Below are 24,953 nucleotides of genomic sequence, written 5' to 3'. Positions count from 1 at the left end.
CACTCCTGTCCCCCGCCTCAGCGGCACGGGCTCGATTCGACAGCGACGCCGCGCTCCTGCTCCGGTGCGCACCCCACGCACCCGGCCGAATCACCGCCGGCATCGGCACTTCTCGCACGCACCGACAGGAATGGCGACCGGTCGTGCGCGATGCGTCGCACGACCTCGGGAAGCAAGGTGTGTTCGGCTTCGAGGACCCGTGCGCCGAGCGTGTCGGCGGTGTCGCCGGGGCGGACCGGCACCTCGGCCTGGGCGAGGACTTCCCCGGTGTCGTATACGCCGGAGACGAGATGGACCGTCGCGCCGCTGACGGGGTCTGCGGCGTCGAGGACGGCTCGGTGCACGTACCTGCCGTACATGCCGGGGCCACCGTGGCGGGGCAGCAACGCGGGATGGACGTTGATGATCCGGGCCGCGAATTCCGCTTCTGTGCGCGGACCGATCTTCTTCAGGTACCCGGCGGTCACCACGAGATCGGTCGAGTGCTCGACGAGTGCGGCGCGGATGGCTTCGTCCGGGTCGTCGTGGGTACGCCCGGACAGGTGCCGGGCGAGGATGCGGTTGTCTCGGGCGTAGCGCAGCGCACCGGAGTCGCTGTTGTTGCTGATGACCAGCACGATCCGGAACCGTGCGTCCGCGTCGCGGGAAGCGCGGTGCAGCGCACGCAGATTGGACCCGTTGTGGGAGGCGATCACCGCGACCCGAAGTTCCGGCATGGTCGCTCAGTCTTTCACAGCGGCTACCGTGCGCGGGCATAGGCGTAAGTCCGGGCGGCACCGCCGCCTTCACGAGAGCCCGGTGTCCGGCGCCTATAACGCACGATGGGCACCACGATCGTGCGCAGGGAGAGGTCAACGGTCGGGGTGCAGCCGATCGGCGTGGTCTTCGAGGCGAGCAGGCCACTGGTCGATGTGGACCAGCGGGGCGCGGCGCCGGGCCGGGAGGATGCCGAGGATGCCGCGATCGGCACGCAGGTCCGAACGTGCCTTGGCGACATAGTATTGCGTGTGGCAGGCGCCGGGGTGCCTGCGGCGGGCTTCGGCGAGCCATCCGGTGGCTTGGCGCAGAGCTTCGGTGCGGGTGAGGGGTTGATCGGCAGGCAGCAGCAGGGTGGCGTGGTCGGGGTCGGCGACGACCGCGGAGCCGAGATGTTGCAGGCAGCGGCCGATACCGGGGTCGTCATCGAGGGCGCGGTAGGCGGTCAGGGCGAGTTGCCAGCAGCGCAGGGCTCGGCGGGGTTCGCCGCGGGCCCACCACAGGGCTCCCATGGTCTCGTGGGTCTGCGCGCGGCCGTCGGGATCGAGGCCGGCGCGGGTGAGGGATTCGGCGAGTTCGAGGCGATCCTGCGCGGCGTCGAGGCGTCCTTGCCGGATGTGCACGACGGCGAGGTTGATCAGGGCGCACACCTCACCGGCGACGTCGTCGCGCGGCAACAGCCACCACGCGGTCTCCAACTGGTCGGCCACCTTGTCGAGATCCGGAGCCGCGGTGGCCAGCAGGCCCAACGCCGTTTGATGTTCCCAGCGGGCGGCCAGGCTCGTCGACAACCGCCGCGGCCGATAGCCCGGCGGTCGCTCGTCCAGCCGGCCCGCTCGCAGCCTCACCAGGTCGCGGTTCAGCTCGTCGATGCCGGGAAGCGAGCGCAGTTTGTCGGCCAACCCATGCGCGTTCTCTCCCAGGCCGCTTCGGGCATACCACACGTCCAGGGCATGGCCGAGGCGAATCAGGTACTCGACCGCTGCCGGGGGGAATTCCACGCCCGGTTCGGTCTCCTCGCCCGGCTGCGCGCACGCGGTCACCAGGGCGCGCAGGTAGGGTTCCTCGGTCTCGAACCAGCGGCGAGCGCCCACGGCGAAGCGCCGTGACTCCAGCGCGATCGCCCAGCGGCCGGCACGATCGGCGTAGTGATGCAGCAGCGCGGTGAGCGCGGCGGCCCACTGCGGTCCGGCGGTCACCGTCGCCCGATTCGGCAGCCTCGGCACGTGCCGCACGCAGAACCGCTGCGCACCGTGGGGGGCCAGGACCCCGCGGCGGCGCAGCCCCTCCAGCAGTTTCGCCGCGGTGCGTGCTGAGGGTTCCCTGGCCAGCGGCAACCGCCCCGGCGTGTCACGAATGGCGTTGAGCACCGCCAACAGCGCGACGGTTTCGTAGTCGTGCACCGGCAGATCCCGCAGCACCGCGGCAATGAGATGCCCGTCCAGCGCCGCGACCCGCCGTGGAGGCGGCGCGACCACCCGCGGTCTGTGGTCGGCCAGCGCGGGGCCCGGCTCGATCAGACCGGCGATCAAGTCCATTTCACGGGCGGTGCGTACCCTGGTGCGATACCCGCGGACGAACCGGGACAACGCATAGGTCGCGGCCGCGACGATGAACAGCACCGACAACCAGCGCAGCGGCCCGCCGAAGAACTGCACGAGGGCGTTCTCGCCGAACGAATTCACCACCAGGGTGCGCACCAGCTCGAACAGCACCGTGTAGGCGACCAGCGAGGCCGTGCCGAGAAATCCTATCCAGATCGACGATCTCGGCGTCGCGGTCTGCCCGACCGGTTCGGTGGGTTCGGTCGATGGGCTCACCGGATTCCTCCCTCGCCGCACCGGTTGCCACCGGCTCGGTTTGCTTCATCGCAGCACTCCACCGGTCAATCCCGGCACGACCCAGCGCCGCCAGGTCACCAACAGCAGCGCCACCGGCAGCACGGCCGACACGAGCGCTCCGGCGGCCACTTGCGCGATGTTCTCGCCGAATTGTCGTGCTTCGCCCCACAACAGCAGCGACCACGGGCTCGCTCCCGCTCCGCTGACCACGAGCCCGATGAAGAAGTCGTTCCATACCTGGACGAATTCGAGCACCGCCACTGCTCCCAGTGCGGGCCCGGCCGAGGCCAGCACGCGATGGGCGATGGTGCCCGGACTGGCCAGACCGTGCAGGGTGTCGGCGGCGGCGCTGCCCGGCGGAGCGAGCATCGCCCCGCGCAACACGAGGATGGCGATCGGCAGCCCGGCGGCGGCGTGCACGAGGATCAGCGGGATCCGCGTGCCCGACAGCTCGTAGGCGTCGACGAGACCGTCGAGCGTTCCGAGATAGGTTTGCGCCGGGATCACCGCGAGCACCACCAGCGCCACGACGGCCAGCCGGGCGGCAGTGCCGTTGGGCCGCAGCGCGGCCAGCCGGTAGGCCACCGGCGCGGCCGCGGTCACCACGACCACCGTCGCGATTCCCGCGACCCAGGCGGTGGTCTGCAGCGAGCGCCACAGTCCGTCGTCGCCTAGTACCAGAGCGACGGCGGAGAATCCGAAGCCTTCGTGTCCGCGCAGCCCGGTGTAGGCGAGGACGCCGATCGGGTACAACACCAGCAGTGAGACCAGCACGATGCCCACCGCCCGCACGGGGCCGATGCGCCGGCGTCCCGCCACCGACATCGCGTGCACCGCCGACCAACTCGCGCGGTGCCTGCGCACGTCCACTTGCAGCAGCCAGGCGACCGCGCCCACGAGCACCGCCAGCGGCAGCGCGTAGGCGGCCGCGACGCCGGGCCTGGCGTCGGCGGCCAGCCGCCACCAATGCACGGTCGCACTGTCGACCTGGTACTCGAGTGCCCCGGGCACGCCGATCAGCACCACGTCGAAGACACGCGCGGCCGCGACCCCCACAGCCAGCCCGGCGACCAGCAGCACCGGGCGCAGCAACTCGTACAGCCGCATCGCCATCGGTCTGCCGTCGTCACGGTAGAGATACCCGGCGCGCGCCGGATCGGCCTCTATCGCATGGATTCCCGCGCGGAACAGCGCGGTGAGAAAGCCCAGCCAGGTCCACAGGAACGCCGACCCCAGCATCGCCGCCAGCCACCACCGGTAGAGCCCGACGTCCTGGATGTCCAGCCATCGGGCGCCATTGCCGAAGATCACCCGGAACGCCACCCCGGACACGAGCGCCGACACACCGAACGGCACGATCAGCGGCAACCACAGCCATCGCGCCGCCCGCCCCCACCAGGCGATCGCCAGCGCCAAAATCAACAGCCCGATGCCGAAGGCCACCCACAGCAGCGTGCGCAGGTACGCGCCCCGGCCGTCGGCGGTCATCGTGGCGCCCAGCAGCCACATTCCTCCGACGGTGCCGCCGATCGCGAAAACCCACGCCGGTATTCGTCTGCGGGGAGCGCCCAGCCGCCTGCGCAGCACCGCGGGCAGGAGCGCACTCGCTGCGACGACCGCGCAGGCGAGGACCTCCAGCGGGCGCGCCCGGGTGGCGATGAGGACGGTCCACCCGGCGGGCAGCACCAACAGCGCGACCGTCAGGACCGTCGCGGGCAGTCTCGCCAGCCAACCCAGCCAGCGCCGTGGCCTGCCGCCGGGTACCAGCGGTCCGCGCATGCGGCGGGTGGCCAGCTCGATGCGCAGACCGTTGACGTCGAAATCCGGGGTCGTGGTCATCGGCGCCGCCGCTCGACGTCGTCCAGCGCGGCGATCGCGCGGCCGGTGGCCTCGGCGACCCGCGTCTGCGCACCGTCACCGATCGCGATGAGGAACTCCGTCAGCACCCGCCACAATCCTTCCCGGCCGCCGACCGGCCCGATCCGATCGGACAGATCGAAGGTGCTGCGGGTGGCGAGTTCCCGCGCGGAGGGCGCCAGCAGCGGCGAGTAGTCCGCCTCGGTGCGCAGGTTCGGCGCGAGGAAACCGCCGTAGCGCTGGATCCACGGCAGCGGGGCGCGGGCGCCGGCCAGTTTCTCGACCAGTTCGGCTGCGCGCGGGTTCGCCTGCTGCGTCACCACGATCACGTCACCGCCGACGATCTTCGGCCGCCCCGACGCGGCGGTCACCGCTGGAAAGGGCACGACCCCTACGGCGTCTTCGACCTTGCGCCCGGACGCGCGTACCGCGCTGCGCACGATCGGTTCCGCGAAGTCGGGAGCGACGACCGCCGCGGCCCGCCGGTGCTGGAACACGTCCCGGACGGCGTCGGAGAACTGCCTGGTCAACGCGACACCGACGCCGCCGGGAAAGGCGTGGCGTTGTCCCCACAACACACCCAGATGCCCGAACGCGGCCCGCACCGCCGGGTTGTCCCACTCGCGGCTGTTCTTCGAGGCCAATTCGTCGTAGATGCGCGGGGATTCGGCGAGCAGCACGTTCTCGAAGAAGTCGGTCAGCACCCAACCGTCGGCGGCGGCAAGCGCGAGCAGGCGGATCGGCGTCTGTGCGAGCACCTCCATCCGGTTGACCCAGTCGCCGAGAATCCAGGCGGCCGGTTCCCCCAGGCCGTGGGTGGCGAACTGCTGCCGGTCGAACCACACCAGCGACTTGTCCGCGGCCTTGAACGGCACACCGTAGAGCCGGTTCTCGTAGCGCAGCAAATGTTGCCAGGGCTGGGCGTAGCGGGTGCCGAGTTCGTCGGTCCACACCGTCTCGGCGACAGGCCGCAGTTCGTGCCGTTCGGCGAGTTCACGCACCCGTCCCGCCTGCGGAAGCAACACCACGTCCGGCGCGGACCGGCCACCGGCGGTGAACGCGGTGTCGGTGTTGTCCCCGAGGGGGATCACTTCGACCGCGAAACCGAGGTCAAGTCCGGCCAAGACGGTGTGGAAGGCCGCGAGCTCCTGCCCGCTCCAGGACACCCCTACGCGCACCGCGTCGGAGCTGCCCAACAGCAGGTCCGGCGCGCACGCAGCAGCCAGCGGGACAACGAATCCCGCTTGCAGCATCGCTCTACGCGTCCCCATCGACCCCCGATGTCATTGCGTGCCAATCGAACCCGATTATGCGGCAAAGCCGGCGCGCCGGTGGGCACTTCGCGATCTTTCGCGCACCGGCAGGTCATGGTGCACCGCGGCGTCCTCGGCAGCGTCGAGCGGGCGCCGTAGCAGGCGATCATCGGCGTCGAGGGGGCCGCGGCGGGCGATGTGATGCTGCGTCCAAGTGACGGACGCGGCCCGGGCTCGATGGCGGTCGGGCGCATCGAAGCCCTGCTCGCGGTCCACGGTGCCGAACCGTGGGTGGTCGCGTGACCGGTGGCCGCTTGCCCGATCACCTCTGTGTAGGCCTTGTCACAGCCTGGTACACGCGCGTACCGTTCGGGTGGTACATCGAAGTACCACGCGAGGAGGTGGGCATATGCCCGCTGTGCGACTGCCCAAGGGACCATCCACCCCTCCGATCGTGCAGAGCCTGCAAATATTGACCGGACGCACCCGCACGTGGCGGCGCATGCACGACCGCTACGGGTCGGCCTTCACCATCCAGATGCCCAGATTCGGACGCACGGTGGTACTCGCCGACCCCGCCGAGATCAAGGCGCTCTTCACCACGAGCACCGAACTCATCGACAACATCGACGTCAACCTGGGCGAATTCCTCGGCCCCGGCTCGTTGTTCGCACTGACCGGCACCGAACACCGCAAACAACGCAAACTGCTCACCCCGCCTTTCCACGGCCGCAGGCTGACCGTGTACGAATCGCTGGTCGAAGACGAAGCCGTCCGCGAAATGCAGTCCTGGCCCTCGGGCCGCGAGTTCGCGACGATGGACTCGATGATGCGCATCACGCTGAATGTGATCCTGCGGGCGGTATTCGGCGCCGAAGGCGCAGAGTTCGAGCGATTGCGCGAACTGCTGCCCAAACTCGTGCTCATCGGATCTGCGCTGGCCGCGTTCCCGGTGCCCAAGCGTGCGCTGGGCAGATACGGGCCCTGGTCCCGGTTCGCGGCCTACCGCCGCCGCTACGACGAGATCGTCGAACGGCTCATCGAGCGCGCGATCCACGACGGGATCGACCAGCGCGACGATGTGCTGGCGATGATGCTGCAAGCGCGCTACGACGACGGCTCGGCCATGTCGCGCGGTGAGATCGCCGACGAATTGCTGACCCTGCTCACCGCCGGGCACGAGACGACGGCGACGACATTGTCGTGGACGATCGAGCGGCTACGCAGGAACCCGGAGGTTGTGCGCCGTTTGGTCGACGAAGCCGATGCCGGGGGCTCGCAACTGCGCGAGGCGACGCTGCTGGAGGTGCAGCGCGTACGCCCCGTGATCGACGCGACCATTCGCCAGGTCCGGGCCGATTCACTGCGACTGGGCCGGTGGACGTTGCCGAAAGGACAGAAGGTGCTGGTCAGCATCCGGCTGATGCACGACAACGAGGATCTGTTCCCGAATGCCCGCACCTTCGACCCCGATCGTTTCCTCGGCGTGCGGCCGGGCACGTTCAGCTGGATCCCGTTCGGCGGCGGCAGCCGCCGGTGCATCGGCGCCGCGTTCGCCACGATGGAGATGAACGTCGTGCTGCGCACCCTGCTGCGCGATTTCACGCTGGAGCCGACCGACGCCCGCGGCGAGCGCGCGCACTTCCGCGGCGTCGCTCTCGCCCCGGCCGAGAAGGGTCGCGCCGTGGTGCACCGCCGCACGCCGCGACACAGTGTCCCCGCACTCGACCGCGCCGCCCGGACGCGCGATTACCACGCCATCACCTCCGAAACCAGGAGTATCGATGTCCCGCACCCGTAGGCCACTGTCGGGCCGCCCGGTGATGATCACCGGCGCGGCCTCCGGGATCGGCCGCAGTCTCGCCCGATTACTCTCCGGCACAGGCTCTCCCGTCGCGATAGCCGACATCGACCAGGTCGGGCTGAAAGAGACCGCCGCCACGCTGACCGGCCCGGTACTGACCCGCGTCCTCGACGTGCGCGACGCCGCCGACCAACTCGCGTTCGCCGAGGAGGTGCGCGACTGGCTGACCGCGCCGCTGGCGGCGGTGTTCAACAACGCCGGTGTCGCGGTCTCCTCCTCGGTGCTCGACGCGGTGCCCGAGGACGACGAATGGCTGCGGCGCATCAACTTCGACGGAGTCGTCAACGGCACGCGTGCCTTCCTACCCATCCTCGTCGAGCAGGATCACGGCGTCATCGTCAACACTTCGAGTGTGTTCGGGCTGCTCGGCATGCCCAACCAAAGCGCGTACTGCGCGGCGAAATTCGCGGTGCGCGGGTTCACCGACGCCCTGCGCCAGGAACTGCGCGACACCGGCGTGTCCGCGGTGAACGTCCACCCGGGCGGCATCAGCACCAACATCGCGCGCAATGCCCGGGTCCGCAAGGACCCGGAAGGCCGTGGCCGTACGCACGAGCAGATGGCGGCGGAATTCGAGGCGCTGACACTCACCACACCGGAGAAGGCGGCCGACATCATCCGCCGCGGCGTCGAACACGGCAAGTCCCGCATCCTCGTGGGACCCGACGCCTATCTGTTCGACATCTTGGCGCGGGTGACGCCCACCCACTACTACGGTGTGGTCGCGCTACTCGAGCGCCGCCTGCGCACCCGCGACACCACGGGAGCACCGGCATGAGCGAACACCTCGACGTCCTGATCGTCGGCGCCGGCCTGTCCGGCATCGGTGCGGCCCACCACCTGCAGGCGGCATTCCCCGCCCGTACCTACGCGATCCTCGAGGCACGCGACAGCCTCGGCGGCACCTGGGATCTGTTCCGCTACCCCGGCGTGCGCTCGGACTCCGATATGCACACCCTCGGATACCGATTCCGCCCGTGGACACAGGCCGAGGCCATCGCCGACGGTCCCGCCATCCTGCGCTACATCCGCGACACCGCCGCCGACGCCGGCATCGACCGGTTCATCCGATACGGGCATCGGGTGACCGACGCGTCCTGGTCAAGCGCCGAGTCCCGCTGGAGCGTGCTGGCCGAACACGACGGCGCCACGCGCACGATCACCTGCGACTTCCTGCTCGTGTGCAGCGGCTACTACCGCTACGACGAGGGCTACACACCACAGTTTCCCGGCATCGAAGATTTCCGCGGCCGGCTGGTGCATCCGCAGCACTGGCCCGAGGACCTGGACCACGCGGGCAAGCGGGTGGTCGTCATCGGCAGCGGCGCCACCGCCGTGACCCTGGTACCGGCCTTGGCCGAGACCGCCGCACAGGTGACGATGTTGCAGCGGTCGCCGACCTACATTCTGCCCGTCCCCGCCCGGGACACGGTGGCCGACCGGCTGCGGCGACTGCTGGGCCCGCGGCGGGCGTACGCCGTCGTCCGCTGGAAGAACGTGCTGATCAGCACGCTGATCTACCAGTTCAGCAGGCGCAGGCCCCGGCAGATGCGCAAGTTCATCCGCGATCTGACCGTCAAGCGACTGCCCGAGGGCTATGACGTCGACACCCACTTCAAGCCGTCCTACCAGCCGTGGGATCAGCGGCTGTGCCTGGTGCCCGACGGAGACCTGTTCCGCGCGATCCGCGCCGACCGCGCCACGGTGGTCACCGATCGCATCGACAGGTTCACCGCCACCGGGCTGCGCTTGGCATCCGGGCGCGAACTCGACGCCGACGTGGTGGTGACCGCGACCGGCCTGCGACTGCTCGCCCTCGGCGGCATCCGGCTCACGGTGGACGGACACGAGGTCGAGCTGCCTCAAACCATGGCCTACAAGGGAATGATGCTGAGCGGAGTCCCGAACTTCGCCTTCACCATCGGCTACACCAACGCGTCCTGGACACTGAAAGCCGACCTGGTCAGCGAATTCGTCTGCCGACTGCTCCGTCACATGGACGCGGGCGGCTACCGGCAGACCACCCCGTGGCCGGACCCCGCCGTGGCGCCGGCGCCGCTGCTGGACTTCCAGGCCGGCTACGTGCTGCGCGACATCGACCGATTCCCCACGGCCGGATCCCGGGCTCCGTGGCGGCTCGGCATGAGCTACGGCCACGACGTGCTCACCTTGCGCTATGGCCGCATCGATGACGGCACCATCCGATTCACCCGTCGCGGCGCGCCGTCCGGCGACGCCACGTCGTGGTAGCGGGGCACGATTCCGGACGGCCGACGGTCCGACAGCGCGACGGTGCGGGCAACCACCCGGCCGCGTGGCACGGGCCGGACACGACGAACCGAACGGAGTAACTAACCTGATTCTCGTGACACGCGCCGAGCCGGTACCCCGCACCTCCGCCGACAACGACGCGGACTCGGGGTTTCGCCGCCGCCTGCTCGACGGCATGGCCGTGGCGCTGCGCGAACGCGGTTACCAGGACTCGACCGTCGCCGACGTGGTCCGCCACGCCCGCACCTCACGCCGCACCTTCTACGAGCACTTCACCAGCAAACAGGACTGCTTCATCGCCCTGCTGACCGAGCATCACAAGCAGATGATCCAGCGGATCGATGCCGCGGTCGACCCGCATCTGCCCTGGCGCGCCCAGGTGCGCCAAGCCATCCAGGCGTGGATCCGCTCCGCGCAAGAAGAACCCTTTCTCACCCTCAGCTGGATCCGTGTCGTCCCCGCTCTCGGTGAGGACACCAGGCAGTTGCAGCGCGAGGTCGGCGACGCGTTCGTCGCACTGATCCAGAAACTCGCCGACACACCGGAATTCGCGGCGGCCGGACTGCGGCCGCCGTCCCGCCAGGTGGCGACCATCCTCTTCGGCGGCTTCCGAGAACTCATCGCCATCACCGTGGAAGACGGCGACGACATCGCAGGCATCGTCGACGTGGCGGTCGAATCCGCGATCGCGCTGGTCGGGCCGCACGTCTGACCCCCGGGCTACGCTGAGCGCCCGCGGTTACCGGGCAGCGTCGGTGAACGCTGCGTCGGTCAGCACCGGCACCGCCCCGCCTGCGTCGAGTTCGGTGGCCACCGCGTCATCCTCGACGGACCCGTCCGCGGCCACCGCCCGACCCGGCTCAGCCCTGCCCGGGGCGGCCGGGCCGATAGAACCACTCTTCCAGACCGAAATCGTCCCGGATCTTCTTCTGATCAACGAGGAACTGCTTGGTTCCCGTCAGCAGCTGGATACCGAGGGGCGCGAAGATCTCGTCGGGAATGTAGTCGGGGCGCGCGGTTGCCCGCACCACCGCCTCCGGCGCCTTCGATTGAGTGACTTCGTAACTCACGTAGTCCTCCCAATGCTCCTTCGCATACCGGTTGGCCTCGACGATCACCGACTGCCACGCGCCGCCGAACTCGGGATGGCTGTCGAGGAAGTCCTGGCTGCTGACCGAGGAGCTGGTACCGGCGAGATCGGGATGGTTGTCGTGGATCGAGTCGACTTGGTGGAAACCTTTGGCCAGGAACGCGTGGAAGAACGACGACGGGTTCACATCCGGCAACGCGACCGCCGCGATATCACCGCCGTTGAGCGGAGCCTCCGCGTCGGTGGCCAGCAGATGCACCAGCTGTGCCTGAATACCCTCGGCCTTCAGCGCACCCTGCAGGTAGCGATCGATGTAGGAACCCGACTGCACGCCGACCTTCCTGCCCGCCAGATCCTTCAGCGTCCGGATCGCCGGATCCTTGGCCACCACACCGGCGTTGTAGTTCACCGCCGCGATGGCCAGCAACCGCGTCTTCAACCCGCTACCGCGCGCGACCAGGGCGGGGGTGTCACCGTAGGTGGCGACGTCGAGGCGGCCCCCGACCAGTGCCTGGTTCAGGTCGGGACCGTTGGGGAAGCTGTAGACCTCGATATTGTCCACACCCAGCGGCTTCAGCGCAGGCAGCAGAGCACCGCGCTGATGGGCGAAGCCGACCGGTCCGGTGAGCACGTTACCGGTGCCGATCGTGCCGATACGAAGAGTCTTGATCTCGGCGCGGGTCGCCGAACCCGCGTCGTCCGCCCCGCAGCCGGACACGGCCAGCAGCAGGGCGGACACGACAGCAGGCACGATCAGCCTGAGATTGCGCATGATTCGCTTTCGTCGTTCACCAGTTCGGACAGCCGCGGCGGCGGAGCACCGTGCGGCAGACGCGGCCCTACCGCGAGGAGACTGCCGGGTTTGCGGCCGCGGCCCCAGCCGAGCTCCTTGCGGTAGCGGCCGATGTACTCGTCGCGGACCGCCTCGTGGTCGGCCAGCGGAGTCGATTCCGGGTCCACGTACAGCGCGTCCGTCGGGCAGTACGCCTCGCACATGAAACAGGTTTGGCAATCGGATTGCCGTGCGATGACCGGGATTCCGCTGTCGGTGCGGTCGAAGACATTCGTGGGGCACACGTCCACGCATTTGTCGCAGGCGATGCAGTCACCCGCGCGCACGATCTCGATCATCACGCCACCGCCAAGGCGCCGGTCGCCGCGGACGTCGCGGTCCACACCTCGTCGAGCCCACCGGACAGGACGTGGTGGTGCTGCTTCGGGTCCAAATCCGGATGGTCGGCGCGTTTGCTCATCCCCCGAGTCTCCGTGCGCGCCAGCGTCGACCGGTACATCAACCGTCCCACGGCGGTGATCGCGGCGGCCTGCCGCGCCCGCACCCGTTCGTCTCCGGTGCCGCCGCCCAAACCGTCAGCGGCCTGCTCCCACACACTGTCCAGCACGGCGAGCGCGGGCCGGATCCGGTCGCCGTGGCGCAGATAATTCTTCTCGAACGGGATCAGCTCCTGCTGCGCGGCCTCGACCACGTCCTCGGCCCGGACCGACTCGCCGTGTTCCGGCCGCAACCCGGTGCGCCCGGCTCCGCGCAGATCGGCACTGCGTGGGCCGGCCGATCCCAACGCGAACCCCGCCGCGCCGCGTCCGGCCCAGCTGCCCGACGACATCGCCCACGCCGAATTGTGGCTGCCGCCACCGGTGAAGCCGCCGCAGATCCGTTCCCTGGTCGCCGCGTCACCCGCGACGTACAGGCCCGGGACAGTGGTGGCGCAGTCGTCGTCGACGACATCGATGCCGCCGGTGCCGCGCACGGTGCCCTCGGCGAGCAGATCCACTTCGAACCGGTCGGTGAACGGGTCGATGCCGCGCCGGTCGAACTGCAAGAAGAAGTTGGGCTGCCCCAGCCGCATCTGCGCCTGCACCGTCGCATCGGCACGATCGAGCTGCGCGAACACCTTCTCCCGCAGCAGCGTCCGCGCGATCACCGAACGGCCCTTGGTCGAGCCGGCGCCCTCGAGCACCCGCCCGTCCTCCTGGAAGAAGGTCGCGTAGCCGTAGTAGGCGGTCTTGGTGATCGTCGAACCCTTCGGCACGATCGCGTACGCGTTGGAGAATTCCATGCCCGAGAAGCGAGCGCCCACCTCGGCCGCCATCAGCGCGCCGTCACCGGTGTCGACATTGGTGCCCAGCGCCCGGGACAGGAACGCGCAGCCGCCGCTCGCCAGCACCACCGCACCGGCGACCACCCGATAGTCCCGGTCGGCCTGACGCTGAAAGCCCGCCGCGCCGCGCACCACACCGTCGGCGTCGACCAGCAATTCCAGCGCGGGCGAGTGATCCAGGACGCGCACCCCGACCCGTTTCACCCACGCCCGCATCCGGCGCATGTACTCCGGGCCTTGCACGCCGGTACGAATCTGCGCACCGGTGCCGGGATCCACGGGGAACGGGTACCTACCCTCCACCGCGAGCCGATCCATATTCAGGTAGGTCTGATCGAGCACCCGATCCATCCAGTAGTGATCGGCCAGATGCCCGCCCAACGCTTCCCGGCTGGCTTTCGCGTTCGCCCGCGCGGTCGCCTCCGGCGCCACGTACCACACGCCGGTACCCGACGGGGCGGTGGCGCCGCTGGTCCCGCAGTAGCCCTTGTCCACCAACGTCACCTCGGCGCCGGCTTCGCGGGCATGGATCGCGGCCCAGCAGGCGGCAGGTCCGCCGCCGATCACCAAGACGTCCGTACTGATCTGCAACGGTGCACTCATGCGTCTGCTCCTGTCGGTGCCTCGGGATCCACGCCGAGTGCGAGCAGCAACCGGCGGCGGAGTGCGGAGAATTCGGGGTCGACCACCGATCGCGGGCGGGCGACGGTGATGTCGAAGGATTCGGCGATGCGGCCGTCGCGCAGCACGAGCGCGCGGTCGGCCAGCAGCAGCGCCTCTTCCACGTCGTGGGTCACCAGCAGCACCGACTGGCGGTGCAGCGTCCACAGGCGAGCCACCAGAGCCTGCACCTTCAACCGGGTCAGCGCGTCGAGGGCGCCGAACGGCTCGTCGAGCAGCAGCAGCTCCGGGTTGCGCACCAGCGCCCTGGCCAGCGCCACGCGCTGGGCTTCACCGCCGGACAGCGTCGCGGGCCACACATCCGCCTTCGCGGTGAGCCCCACTTCCTCCAGCGCCGTCAACGCCCGCGCCCTGGAGGCTCCATCGACGCCGAGAACGACATTGCGCCACACCGTCATCCAGGGAATCAGCCGGTGCTCCTGGAACACGATCGCCTTCGATCCGGGCACCTCGAACGATCCGCTGAACCCGCGGTCCAGCCCGCCGATCCCACGCAACAGCGTGCTCTTGCCGGAGCCGCTGGCGCCGAGCAGGGCGACGAATTCGCCGGGCGCGATATCCAAGTCGACCTCGCGCAGCACCGTGCGGCCGCCGAAAGCGCGCGCCGCGGAACGGATGCGCACACCGGTCCCGATGGTGGCGGTCATCTACTTCCCCTCATAGCCGGTGCGCCAGGACAGGAACCGGTGTTCCAGCACGCGCACGAACAGATCGGTGAGCAACCCGAGGACCGCGTAGATCACCAGGACCAGGAAGATCTGGTCGGTACGCAAAAACTCCTTGGCGTCGTTCATCAGGAAGCCGAGCCCCACCGGCGTGGTCTGCATCTCCGCGACCACCAGCGTGAGCCAGCCGATGCCCAGCGCCTGCCGCAGCCCGACGAAGATCTGCGGCAACGCGCCGGGCAGGATGATCTTCGTGGTCAGCTCGAACCGGTTGAGGCCGAGCGATTCCGCCGCCTCCACCAGCCGCCGGTCCACGCCACGAATCCCGGCCAGCACGTTCAGATAGATCGGGAAGATCGGCGCGACGATGATCAACGCGATCTTGAACGAATCACCGATGCCGAACCAGATGATGAACACCGGCACCAGCGCCAGCGTCGGCAACATCCGCAACGCCTGCAACGGGCCGTTGACCAGGTCCTCGGCGATCCGGAACAGTCCGGCCGCCACGCCGCACACCAGGCCGATGCCGATGCCGATCGCCAGCCCCACCGCCACCCGACGTCCGGACGCGGCCAGATGCTGCCACAACTCGCCCGACCGGATCAGCTCCCACCCAGCCTCGAGCACCTCGGTCGGCGCCGGCGTGGTCGTGCCGAGCCAGGACCGTGCACCGAGCTGCCAGATGATCACCGCCAGAATCAATCCGGAGGATGCCCGGGCCAGGCCGAGCAGCCCGCGGGCGAACGGGGCCGGGCTTTCGGTGGTCGCCTCGGCCGCGGCGGAAGGTGGCGCCGATGCGGTCGGATCCAACTGCAATGTCATCGGACACGGTCCTCACACGAGAAGTACTGTCCGGAACAGTAAGGCGCGCCGGCGGTTCACAGAATGGTTGCGATCAACGCGATCCTGAACCCGCGCGTGGTACCGCCACTGTGCTCGTCACCGCGCTCAGCAGGAAAGACGCGGGCCTCTCCGGGCCGGCCCGGTACCCCGGCCAGGACTTTGCCCGGACGGTCTCCCCTGTCGAATCATCCGCGCTCGACGAATCCGGCCGTCACGGACGAGGGGTGCGCCGCCGCCGTCCGAGAACCCAATTCGCTCAGCCGCTCGGCAAGGGCGGGCAGAACGGTCGAGCACCCCGCATCCACGGTGAGCGCGGCCAGCTCGTCACCGCGCGTGCGGCCGCGATTGACGATGACGACAGGACGGCCCCGCCTCGCGGCATGGCGTACGAACCGCAATCCGGACATCACCGTCAACGACGACCCGGCGACCAGCAGCGCGTCCGCGGCGTCGACCAGCTCGTACGCCGCGGCGACCCGCTCTTTGGGCACGTTCTCCCCGAAATACACGATGTCCGGTTTCAGCATGCCGCCACAGCGCACGCAGTCGACCATCCGGAAGCCACCGGTGTCACCGACCACCGCGTCCGCATCGGGCGCGACCTCGAGCCCATCGATCGTCACAGCCTCCGCGAAACCCGGATTCGCCGCCTCCAGCCGGTCGGCCAGCGACATCCGCGAAACCAGGCAGGCGCAGCCCAGGCAGCACACCCGCGCATAGGTGCCGTGCAGGTCGATCACCCGCCGATGCCCCGCCTTGGTGTGCAGCAAGTCCACGTTCTGGGTGATCAGCCCGGTGACCACGCCCATGCGCTCCAGCCGTGCCAGCGCGCGATGCCCAGGATTGGGGCGTGACCCGTCCATGCGCCGCCAGCCGACGTGATTGCGCGCCCAGTACCGCTGCCGGAATATCGAATCGCCGACGAACTGCTGGTAGGTCATCGGATTGCGCGGCGGTGAGGACGGACCGCGATAGTCCGGGATGCCGCTGTCGGTCGAGATCCCGGCGCCGGTCAACGCGACCACCCGGCGCCCGTCGAGCAACCGCACCAGCTGCTCGAACTCGGCGCCCGGAGACGTCCTCGGAAATTCCGGCATGCCGTTCAGGGTACGGCGGCCACTGGGGAAAGGCACGCCACCCATCAGGTGTTCGCCGAGGTCAGACCCGCCGCATCACCGACACGACCTTACCGAGCACGACCGCTTCGTCGCCGTCGATCACTTCGTAGACCGAATTGCGCGGCTCCAGGTACACATGACCGTTGCGCCGCCGGTACACCTTCACCGTCGCCTCTCCGTCGATCATCGCCGCCACGATCTCACCGGAATGCGCCTCGTGCTGCTTGCGCACCACCACGATGTCGCCGTCGCAGATGGCCGCGTCGATCATCGAGTCGCCGCGCACCCGCAGCCCGAACACCGTGCCGCGCCCGACGAGCTCGCGCGGCAACATCATCGTGTCCTCGGCGTGTTCCTCGGCCAGGATCGGAGCGCCCGCCGCGATATCGCCGACCACCGGCACCGCCACCGAATCCTCCACGGTCTCCCGCCGCGCGGGCGGGTGCAGGAACATCCGCACGTCGATCGGCCGCGACACCGTCCGGCTGCGGCGCAGGAAACCGCGCTCCTCGAGGCTCTTCAGATGCTTCGACACCGACGACGCCGACCGCAGACCCACCGCGTCACCGATCTCGCGCGTGTTCGGCGGATACCCGTGCCGGACCACCCAGTCCCGAATCGTGGCGAGAATCCGCTGCTGCCGCGGCGGTAACGTCGAGGTGTCGAGATGCTCGAACGCATCGAGCGGGTCGTATCCGGTCACTCGGGGAATGGTAGAGGCACGGGCGGACACTACCGCCCTGCCACCGCGCCGGGCACGCCGAACAGCGCCTGATCGGACTCGGGAACCCAGCAGGTGGCGGCGGTATCCCGGTTGTAATTGTCCGCGACGTGCTCGATCAAATGCCGCAGTCCCGGATGCCGGTTGCCCGCCGACCACAGCAACGCCAGCGGATAGGCCGGGGTGGGATCGACGATCATCAGGCGCCGCACGTTCGGATGCCACGGCGTCTGGCCCCCGTCTCCGCTGAAGGTCGTCAACGACGACGAGTCCGCGATACGTTCGACGATCTCCGCCATACCCGCCAGCGGCCCCCTGGTGTCGACCGGAATCCCGCTGAACGCGCTGAGATCTCGGTAGAAGTCGGCCCACTCCGATGGCACGCCCGCACCGGGCACCCACACCGGCCGCCCGGCGATCTCCCGCAACCCGATCGTCGACCGGCCTGCGAACGGATGGTCCTTACCCACCAGCAGATACAACGGCTCCAAATAGGCGGCAGCGGCGACGATCCCGTCGGGCAAAGCCACCGGGCCGCCGTAGGCGCGGGCCAGCGCCGCGTCGACGATGCCGCTGCGCAACGCTTCCCGCGAGGTCGTGATCATGTTCGAGATGACGATCTCGGTATCGCAGTGCGGATGCCGCGCGAGATAGAACTCCATCAAATCGGTCGCGGCCATCCGTTTTCCCAGCACCGCGACCCGCAACGGCCGTACTACTTCGCGCACCGCCCGCACCGCGGCCTCGGCGCCTGCGAGCAGCGACCGCGCGTGCGGCAGCAACCGGGTACCGGCGGCGGTCGGCACGCTGCCACCGTGCCCGCGGTCGAACAGCTCCGTTCCCAGCTGCGACTCGAGCTTCGCGATCCGCTTGGACACCGCCTGCTGGCTGATACCCAGCACGGCGGCCGCGTGACCGAACTGCTCCTCCTCCACTACCGCGACGAACGCGCGCACCGCCGCGAGATCCAGATCCACCCGCCACCTCCAGCGACAACCATACGTTGTCTCGTTTGCCGTGTCCTTGTTCGACCTGGACCATCTTTCCTGCTCATATGGAATCAACAATCACGATCGGCAGACGCAATTTACAACCAATCGATGTTACGCCGCACACGCCGAAGGCATCATCGCCACCATCGGCTGCCTATCCGGCGAGGTACAGACGCGACTGCGACTCGGAGAATTCGACGACGCCTACGAAGCCGCGGTCCGGTGGCGGGAAATCTTCGGCCCGACAACGTCTTCAAACCATCCGCGCGCGAAATCATCTACCACGCCCGCACCGGCCCGGCGCGCTACGGCATCGTTCCCGCGCTGCGCGTCCCACCTGTCCTCCGCCCTGCTCGGCGACCTCAAAGCGCTCCTGGGACCATCCTGTGTGGCGGGCGCAACGCCTCCACATCAGTGATCGGGCCCGCATAGCGCTCGACCTCCACCAGCGTGAGCTGTCCCGCACACCCCTGGCTGAGCGTGGAGGAAGGACGATCGGCGATGAGCACGTTCGGATTACCGTGGCGGCAGAACGTCGGGTCCGCCGGGTCGGGGTCATACCACGCTCCGGTGGACAGCTGCGCGACACCGGCCCGCACCCCATCGTCGACCACCAGACCCGCCAGGCAACTGCCCCGCTCGTTGAACACCCGCACGATCTCACCGGCACGCAGGCCACGGGCGTCTATGTCCGAGGGATGCATCCGGATCGGTTCTCGCCCATACACCTTGACCGACCGGCTGTAGGCGCCCATGTCGAGCTGACTGTGCAGCTTGGTCCGCGGTTGATTGGCCACCAGCTGCAGGGGGAACCGCGCCGCCGCCGCACCACCGAGCCACTCCTCCGGCTCCAACCACACCGGATGCCCCGGGCAATCGGCGTACCCGAAGCGATCGAGGGTCGCTGAGAAAATCTCGATCTTCCCGCTGGGTGTGATCAGCGGATACCGATCCGGATCGGCGCGAAAGTCCGCGGCCAGCACCTGCTTCGGGTCCGGGACCGGAAGCTCGAGGACCTCACCGGCCCAGAACGCGTCGAAGTCCGGCAGCTCGTGCCCCACATCCGACTGTTCGACGCGCCATTGCTCATACAGATACCTCAGCCATTCGACGGCCGACCGCCCCTCGGTGAATTCCTCGCCGACACCGAGCCGGTCGGCCGTCTCGGCGAAGATCGAATAATCGTCGCGCGCCTCCGCACGCGGGCGAGTCAGCGCCTTCATCGGGAAGAACGAACAGTCACCTTCCCCCACGCCGTAGTCGTCACGCTCGATCGACATCGTCGACGGCAGCACGATATCCGCGTGCCGTGCGGTAGCCGTCCAGAACGCGTCGTGCACCACGACCGTGTCCGGGCGTCCGAACGCCTTACGCAACCGCGCCAGGTCCTGGTGATGATGGAACGGATTGCCGCCACACCAGTACACCAACCGCACCTCCGGATACACCAGCTCCCGACCGTTGTAGCGGTAGGACCGGCCCGGCTCGAGCAGCATGTCCGCGATACGCGCGACCGGAATGAAGACATCCACGCCATTGCGCCCCTGCGGAAGTCGCGGCACCGGTCCGCGCGCCGGCTCCCCGACACCGGCAGCCGACCCGTATCCATGCCCGAATCCCCCTCCAGGAAGCCCGATCTGCCCTAGCATCGCCGCCACCGCGACACCCGCCCACAGCGGCTGCTCCCCATGCTCTGCCCGCTGTAGCGACCAACTCACCGTCAACAGAGTTCGCGCGGCAGCCATCTCACGCGCCAGCGTCCGGATCCGGTCGGCAGGAACACCGGTGATCGCGGCGGCCCACTCCGGATCCTTCACAACTCCATCCACCGCGCCGCGCAGGTACTCCGCGAAGCGTTCATAACCCACCGTGTACTCACGCAGGAAGTCCTCGTCCGCCGCCCCCTCCGCGTCCAGCACCTGAGCGAGCGCCAGCATCATCGCCACATCGGTACCCGGTCGTGGCGCGATCCACTCGGCTTCGCTCTCCTGCGGGGTGTCGTCGCGCAGCGGACTGATCGACACGAATCGGCAGCCCCGCGCCCGCGCGGCCTTGATCCAGCCGCGTGTGTTGTGCCGCGAGACCCCGCCCGGCGACACAGCCGCGTTCTTCGGCGACAATCCACCGAAAGCCACCACCAGCTCGGCATGTTCGGCCAAGACCGCCTTCGCCGTCGCCTGTTGGGTCACCCAGCCGATATCACCGATGACGTACGGCAGGAACACCGTCGAGGTACCCAGGCTGTAACTGTTCACGTGCCGCACGTAGCCGCCGAGACAGTTCAGGAAGCGGTGTAGTTGGCTCTGCGCGTGATGGAAGCGCCCGGCGCTGGCCCAGCCGTACGAACCGCCGTACACCGCCTCCGCTCCGTACTGCCGGTACACCCGGCCGATTTCGCCCGCCAGCAGGTCCAATGCCCGCTCCCACGACACCGGGACGAAAGACTCCGAGCCGCGCGGCCCTGGGCCCGGCCCGTTCTCCAGCCAACCGCGGCGGACATAGGGCCGATCGATACGCGTCGGATGGTGCTGCGCGGAAGCGATGTTGTCGATCAGCGGCACCGGCTCCGGGTCACCATGCCACGGCCGGACCGCTGTGAGCCGTTCACCGTCGCTGTCCGCCTCGAACGCGCCCCAGTGAGTCAGATGCGTGGCCACTGTCCCACCGTAACCGGACACACCGCCACCGGCCGCCACTCGTTCTCGATGCCACTCTCAGTCGGATATGCGGCGCAACTCGAAGATTCGGAACACCCGGCCACCGGAGAGTTCGTACTCCATGGCGTATCCGGGCCAGAACTCGACCGCCAGGTCCCAGACGCGCTTGCGCTCAACGCCGGTGATCTCGCGTACCGCGGCCAGGAACCGCTCACCCTTGTGCCGGACCGAGGCCGTTTGCGCGGCACGCAGGTTCGCCGACCAGGCGGGATGTTTGGGACCGCCCCAATTCGAACCGAGGACGATGAAGTCCGCACCGTGCGGGACATATAGCAACGACGTGGTGCGCGGGATCCCCGTCTTCCGCCCCGGCACGGTGACCTCGACGGACGGCAGCCCTGCCAGATCCAGCACGCCCTTTCGTCCGCCGCTCGCACGCCGGATCAGGCGTTCGACCCGCAGCACCGCCGGCGCCGACCGCATCACCCAGCGCTGCTGGGCGAGCCGTCGGGCCAGTAGCGGCACCGGATTCGAAGCCATAGACGAATACTGACACGCCTTCGGTCCCCCGCTGGATCGGCAGGCCGGTACCGAGGGACATCTCACACCAGACCACCTCCCCCTTCTTTGGCTTTTGTTTTTGTGCGAGCGGGACTCGGGATGGTTATGGGTAACCACATAGTGAGATACGCATATCTACGTATCCAAATGTTTTGATTATGAGTGCGCCGCTCCATTCCTTCCCCTTGCGTAGCTCTTCCAGCGAGCCCAAGTCCCCCGAGAATTCCGCTGCCCCCAACCCCTTCCCCGTCTTCAAGAAAACGGACAAGCGACCAGTTACCCTGTCCCCCGTGGTATCCATCCCGACTCGGTCCGTGCGCCGGAGGTCCGCGAGCGCCCGTCACCACTCTCGGAACAGGAGTTCGATGCGATCACACCCCCGCCAGGTCTCGGCTGCCCTCGCGGCCGTTGCCGCGGTCTTGCTCGGAGTCGCCGCTCCGGCCGAGGCCAGGCCCGCGCCACCCGCCGTGGTGGCACCGATGGGCCCGGACTTCCTCTGGGGCGTCGCCGCCTCGGGATACCAATCGGAAGGCCACGCCCCGGACAGCAACTGGTCCCGCTACGTCGCGGCCGGGAAAACGTCGGACCCCTACCGGGATTCGATCGACTTCTACACGCGCTACCGCTCCGACATCGCCCTCGCGGCCGGCCTGGGTGTGCGGGTATATCGCATCGGCGTCGAGTGGGCTCGGCTCCAGCCCGAGCCGGGCAAGTGGGACCCCGAGGGGTTGCGGTTCTACGACAACGTCATCGCCGCGATCACGGCCGCGGGCATGCGCCCCATGATCACCATCGACCACTGGGTCTATCCGGGCTGGGCGGTCGACCACGGAGGCTGGAACAACGCGGACATGGTCGAGGATTGGCTGGCCAACGCACGCACGGTCGTCGATCGCTACGCCCCGCACAAGCCGTTGTGGGTCACATTCAACGAGCCGACCTTCTACTTGGTGAACGAACTGCGCAACGGCGGACTGCCGCTTACCGCGGCGCCTGCCATGCAGGACCGGATCGCTCGAGCGCACAACAGCATCTACGACTACATTCACCGGATCCAGCCGGACGCCATGGTGACCAGCAATGTCGCCTACATCCCGGCCGCCGAGGACTTGGTGAACAAGCCACTGGTGGACAAAATCGACATCGCGCTGGACTACATCGGCATCGACTACTACTACGGCCTCTCCCCTGACAGCCTCGCTACCACGGGGAATCTCACCGAATTGTGGAAGAATCCACTGCAGCCGGAAGGCATCTATTACGCGCTGCAGCACTATGCGCGCCAGTTCCCCGGTAAGCCGCTCTACATCGTGGAGAACGGAATCCCCACTGAGAACGGCATGCCACGGGCGGACGGATACGGCCGCGCCGACTCCCTGCGCGACACCGTCTACTGGCTCCAGCGCGCCAAGGCCGACGGCATCAACTTGATCGGTTACAACTATTGGAGCCTCACCGACAACTACGAGTGGGGTTCCTACACACCACGTTTCGGCCTGTACACAGTCGACGTCCTCACCGATCCGGCACTGACGCGCAAGCCCACGGACGCGGTGGCCGCCTACACGGACATCACCCGAGCCGGCGGTGTCGCACCCGAGTATCGGCCGACTCGCGCGCCGAAGGACTGCTCCTTCGTCGACGGAGCGGCCAGTTGTTCCGACCCGGTCACCGTGCCGCGGTGATATCGAGCCGCATGAGCGCGAGCGGAGGTAGGCGATGACCGACGATCCCGTCTCGGTGCTACGGCGCTGGACTCATGCGGGCGGTATCTGGCGGGTCGCCGGGCGTCGATCCGGTTCGGTCACCGTCGCGCTCTACCAGTGCACCGGCGGTGAGGAAGTCGATCGCCTGACCTCCTCCGATCCCGCTCTGATCCGCTATCTCGGCGAGCGAACCAGCAGCGAGGACTGAATCGCTCAGCCCGCGACCGATCTCGTCGCCCCTGACCACAGCCGCTCCAGCACCTGCGCGGCCGGTTCCACGGAGGTGACCAGACCGACGCTCGAGCCCGCGTCGATCGGCGCGACGGCCGGGTCGTTCGCGGCGAGCGCGGCGGTCAGCGCGTGCTTGGCCGCCCGGTCCGTGGCGAGTTCCTCTTCCCGTCCAATCCATCGGTCGGTGAATCCGGTGCGCAGCACCCGCGCCGGAAACCTTGCCGGCCAAGGCAATCCCATCCCCACGTCGTAGGCGCGGGTCAGCACGGTGTCCGCACCGCGCGCGGCGAGCAGGGCCCGGCGGCCGGCATCCGGCAGCAGCGATTCCGAGCACGCCGCCAGGCACGTGCCGAGCCATGCTCCACTGGCCCCCGCCCGGAGTGCGGCGGCGAGATCTGCCGGCGCGCCGATGCCGCCCGCCGCCAGCACCGGGACGGTCGCCACGTCCAGCACCTCGTCCAGCAGCGGCAGCAGCGGCGCGTTCTCGGCCCCGTGTCCGCCACCCTCGACGCCGCGGGCCACGAGGACGCCGATGCCCGCATCCTGCGCACGCCGTGCCTCCTGCCCGCTGTAGACCTGGGTGGCGGGGACGATTCCCGCGTCCGCGAGGCGAGCCGCCCAGTCCAGGTCCTCGCCGAAGCTCACCGAGAGCAGTGCGGGACGAGCCTCGATCGCGACTTCCAGTAACCGCGGCTCCCGCGCGACCACCCAATCGACGAGCCCGATGCCGAAGGGCCCGTCCAGGCCGCGGATGTGGGGCAGCTCCCGCTCCAGCGCCGCGACCGATCCGGCGCTGCCCATCCCGATCATGCCCAGTCCACCCGCCGCGGTCACCGCCGCGGCGAGCCGGCCGCCCGCTACGCCACCCATCGGCGCGTTGACCAGTGGCATCCGCACACCGATCCGGCGCGCCCATGCCGTCGCCGCACTTACCTCGGGAGGCTGTTCGGAGGAACTCACGCGTCCCATCGCAACACACGCGGCCACGACCGAGCGCGGGCTCCCCCGTTGCGGGCGCGGATCACGCGCGGTGACCGAGCATGTCCAGCAGCCCGTCGAGCTGGAGTTCGAACAATTCGTTTCGGTCGGCGAAGGTGTCGGCGCCGTACATGTCGAAGACGTCCGCGCTCACCGCCCCGAACAGGCCCACCCAGAATGTCACGCCGCGGACGATCAGCCAATCGGGCACCTCGAGCTCGAACTGGTCGCGGATCCGCGCGAAACTGCCCGCGAGAGCGGCGGATAGCCGCGGCTCCCCGGCCGGCGCCACCAGTTCGCCTGCCCGGTATGCCCGAGCGAAGAGGACCAGCATCGTGGCGATCACGCGGGTGCCCGGCGCGATGGTCTCGGCAGCGGGTGCGTCGTAGCCGGGGACCGGCGTGCCGAACAGCAACCCGTAGCGGGCGGGTTCGGCCAGCGCCCAGCGCCGGACCGTTCGCCCGAGCAGCCGCAACCCGTCGATCGCATCGGCATCGGCCTCGTCCAGCGCGCCGTCGACCGCGTCGCCGAGGGCGTTGTAGCCGTCCACGACGAGCAGGGTCAGCAGTTCGTCACGACTGCGGACATATCGGTAGACGGCCGAGGAGACCACGCCGAGGTCACGCGCGACCGCACGCAGCGACAGGGCGGCGGCGCCGTCGGTCGCCAGGTGCTCCCGCCCGATCCGGACGATGTCGTTCATGGTCTGGGCCCTCGCACGGGCCCGAGGTGTCGTCGGCATAGCAAA

General features: G+C 68.9%; 22 protein-coding genes and 1 pseudogene. 7 read left to right on the top strand and 16 right to left on the bottom strand.

Translation table 11 applies throughout. From position 1 onward, the window contains the following. Window positions 1–17: 17 nt before the first annotated feature. The 4 genes from ACFU5M_RS01045 to ACFU5M_RS01030 form a co-directional block, all read right to left on the bottom strand. Entirely contained in the window at window positions 18–716 is a 699-nt protein-coding gene (locus ACFU5M_RS01045; protein ID WP_379041828.1) for a phosphoribosylglycinamide formyltransferase, read from the bottom strand. 135 nt (window positions 717–851) lie between these two features. Further along, window positions 852–2,576 (bottom strand): tetratricopeptide repeat protein, encoded by a 1,725-nt coding sequence (locus tag ACFU5M_RS01040; protein WP_379041826.1) that lies wholly within the window; start codon window positions 2,574–2,576, stop codon window positions 852–854. 45 nt (window positions 2,577–2,621) lie between these two features. Further along, a complete protein-coding gene (locus tag ACFU5M_RS01035) occupies window positions 2,622–4,436 on the bottom strand; it encodes a hypothetical protein (protein WP_379041824.1) in 1,815 nt (604 codons plus the stop codon). Beyond that, complete coding sequence (locus tag ACFU5M_RS01030; RefSeq protein WP_379041822.1) at window positions 4,433–5,725, bottom strand: ABC transporter substrate-binding protein; 1,293 nt, start codon at window positions 5,723–5,725, stop codon at window positions 4,433–4,435. Before ACFU5M_RS01030 ends, ACFU5M_RS01035 begins: the two co-directional genes overlap by 4 nt. A gap of 391 nt (window positions 5,726–6,116) precedes the next feature. Here ACFU5M_RS01030 and ACFU5M_RS01025 point away from each other — a divergent pair, with 391 nt between their 5' ends. The 4 genes from ACFU5M_RS01025 to ACFU5M_RS01010 all read left to right on the top strand — a co-directional run bounded on the left by ACFU5M_RS01025 (window position 6,117) and on the right by ACFU5M_RS01010 (window position 10,554). Next, window positions 6,117–7,508: a cytochrome P450 gene (locus ACFU5M_RS01025; RefSeq protein WP_379041820.1), complete on the top strand. Its 1,392-nt coding sequence runs from the start codon at window positions 6,117–6,119 to the stop codon at window positions 7,506–7,508. After that, window positions 7,492–8,349, top strand: a complete 858-nt coding sequence (locus tag ACFU5M_RS01020) for an SDR family NAD(P)-dependent oxidoreductase (protein WP_379041818.1) — start codon at window positions 7,492–7,494, stop codon at window positions 8,347–8,349. Before ACFU5M_RS01025 ends, ACFU5M_RS01020 begins: the two co-directional genes overlap by 17 nt. After that, window positions 8,346–9,821, top strand: a complete 1,476-nt coding sequence (locus ACFU5M_RS01015; RefSeq protein ID WP_379041816.1) for a flavin-containing monooxygenase — start codon at window positions 8,346–8,348, stop codon at window positions 9,819–9,821. Before ACFU5M_RS01020 ends, ACFU5M_RS01015 begins: the two co-directional genes overlap by 4 nt. A gap of 115 nt (window positions 9,822–9,936) precedes the next feature. After that, the gene (locus ACFU5M_RS01010; RefSeq protein ID WP_379041814.1) at window positions 9,937–10,554 is read left to right on the top strand and encodes a TetR/AcrR family transcriptional regulator; all 618 of its coding nucleotides are present in this window, start codon (window positions 9,937–9,939) and stop codon (window positions 10,552–10,554) included. 148 nt (window positions 10,555–10,702) lie between these two features. Here the strand turns inward: ACFU5M_RS01010 and ACFU5M_RS01005 are convergent, their stop codons facing one another. From ACFU5M_RS01005 to ACFU5M_RS00970, 8 genes are all read right to left on the bottom strand, one after another. Next, complete coding sequence (locus tag ACFU5M_RS01005; RefSeq protein ID WP_379041812.1) at window positions 10,703–11,704, bottom strand: ABC transporter substrate-binding protein; 1,002 nt, start codon at window positions 11,702–11,704, stop codon at window positions 10,703–10,705. Further along, the gene (locus ACFU5M_RS01000; protein ID WP_379041810.1) at window positions 11,686–12,063 is read right to left on the bottom strand and encodes a 4Fe-4S dicluster domain-containing protein; all 378 of its coding nucleotides are present in this window, start codon (window positions 12,061–12,063) and stop codon (window positions 11,686–11,688) included. The genes ACFU5M_RS01005 and ACFU5M_RS01000 overlap by 19 nt, the downstream gene beginning before the upstream one ends. After that, complete coding sequence (locus ACFU5M_RS00995) at window positions 12,063–13,652, bottom strand: FAD-dependent oxidoreductase (protein WP_379041808.1); 1,590 nt, start codon at window positions 13,650–13,652, stop codon at window positions 12,063–12,065. The genes ACFU5M_RS01000 and ACFU5M_RS00995 overlap by 1 nt, the downstream gene beginning before the upstream one ends. Further along, window positions 13,649–14,377, bottom strand: coding sequence for an ABC transporter ATP-binding protein (locus ACFU5M_RS00990; RefSeq protein WP_379041806.1), 729 nt, complete (start codon window positions 14,375–14,377; stop codon window positions 13,649–13,651). The genes ACFU5M_RS00995 and ACFU5M_RS00990 overlap by 4 nt, the downstream gene beginning before the upstream one ends. Continuing rightward, complete coding sequence (locus ACFU5M_RS00985; RefSeq protein ID WP_379041804.1) at window positions 14,378–15,220, bottom strand: ABC transporter permease; 843 nt, start codon at window positions 15,218–15,220, stop codon at window positions 14,378–14,380. A gap of 206 nt (window positions 15,221–15,426) precedes the next feature. Then, the gene (locus ACFU5M_RS00980) at window positions 15,427–16,338 is read right to left on the bottom strand and encodes an NAD-dependent protein deacetylase (RefSeq protein WP_379041802.1); all 912 of its coding nucleotides are present in this window, start codon (window positions 16,336–16,338) and stop codon (window positions 15,427–15,429) included. Between the two features lie 61 nt (window positions 16,339–16,399). After that, window positions 16,400–17,062, bottom strand: a complete 663-nt coding sequence (gene lexA / locus ACFU5M_RS00975; protein WP_379041800.1) for a transcriptional repressor LexA — start codon at window positions 17,060–17,062, stop codon at window positions 16,400–16,402. Window positions 17,063–17,091: 29 nt separating this feature from the next. Then, on the bottom strand, window positions 17,092–18,057 hold the full coding sequence (locus ACFU5M_RS00970; RefSeq protein WP_379041798.1) for a LysR family transcriptional regulator: 966 nt from the start codon (window positions 18,055–18,057) through the stop codon (window positions 17,092–17,094). Between the two features lie 40 nt (window positions 18,058–18,097). Here ACFU5M_RS00970 and ACFU5M_RS00965 point away from each other — a divergent pair. Then, window positions 18,098–18,316: pseudogene (locus ACFU5M_RS00965) on the top strand (PHP domain-containing protein); the annotation flags it as partial. Between the two features lie 118 nt (window positions 18,317–18,434). On the opposite strand, the gene ACFU5M_RS00960 reads toward ACFU5M_RS00965, so the two are convergent. Together ACFU5M_RS00960 and ACFU5M_RS00955 are read right to left on the bottom strand one after the other, a co-directional pair. Then, the gene (locus tag ACFU5M_RS00960) at window positions 18,435–20,729 is read right to left on the bottom strand and encodes a molybdopterin-dependent oxidoreductase (RefSeq protein ID WP_379041796.1); all 2,295 of its coding nucleotides are present in this window, start codon (window positions 20,727–20,729) and stop codon (window positions 18,435–18,437) included. A 57-nt stretch (window positions 20,730–20,786) separates the two neighbouring features. Further along, a complete protein-coding gene (locus ACFU5M_RS00955; RefSeq protein ID WP_379041794.1) occupies window positions 20,787–21,269 on the bottom strand; it encodes a nitroreductase family deazaflavin-dependent oxidoreductase in 483 nt (160 codons plus the stop codon). A gap of 386 nt (window positions 21,270–21,655) precedes the next feature. Here ACFU5M_RS00955 and ACFU5M_RS00950 point away from each other — a divergent pair, with 386 nt between their 5' ends. Together ACFU5M_RS00950 and ACFU5M_RS00945 are read left to right on the top strand one after the other, a co-directional pair. Further along, the gene (locus ACFU5M_RS00950; protein WP_379041792.1) at window positions 21,656–22,975 is read left to right on the top strand and encodes a family 1 glycosylhydrolase; all 1,320 of its coding nucleotides are present in this window, start codon (window positions 21,656–21,658) and stop codon (window positions 22,973–22,975) included. Window positions 22,976–23,009: 34 nt separating this feature from the next. After that, the gene (locus ACFU5M_RS00945; RefSeq protein WP_379041789.1) at window positions 23,010–23,204 is read left to right on the top strand and encodes a hypothetical protein; all 195 of its coding nucleotides are present in this window, start codon (window positions 23,010–23,012) and stop codon (window positions 23,202–23,204) included. Between the two features lie 5 nt (window positions 23,205–23,209). Here ACFU5M_RS00945 and ACFU5M_RS00940 read toward each other — a convergent pair whose 3' ends face one another. After that, window positions 23,210–24,118, bottom strand: coding sequence for an NAD(P)H-dependent flavin oxidoreductase (locus ACFU5M_RS00940; RefSeq protein ID WP_379041891.1), 909 nt, complete (start codon window positions 24,116–24,118; stop codon window positions 23,210–23,212). Window positions 24,119–24,248: 130 nt separating this feature from the next. Further along, entirely contained in the window at window positions 24,249–24,947 is a 699-nt protein-coding gene (locus tag ACFU5M_RS00935; RefSeq protein WP_379041787.1) for a TetR/AcrR family transcriptional regulator, read from the bottom strand. Window positions 24,948–24,953: the final 6 nt, after the last annotated feature.

It is taken from the genome of Nocardia sp. NPDC057455 (assembly GCF_042802775.1).
Taxonomy (GTDB): Bacteria; Actinomycetota; Actinomycetes; order Mycobacteriales; family Mycobacteriaceae; genus Nocardia.
The sequence above is the reverse complement of the archived record's forward strand: the minus strand, read 5'-3'. Positions and strand labels throughout refer to the sequence as shown.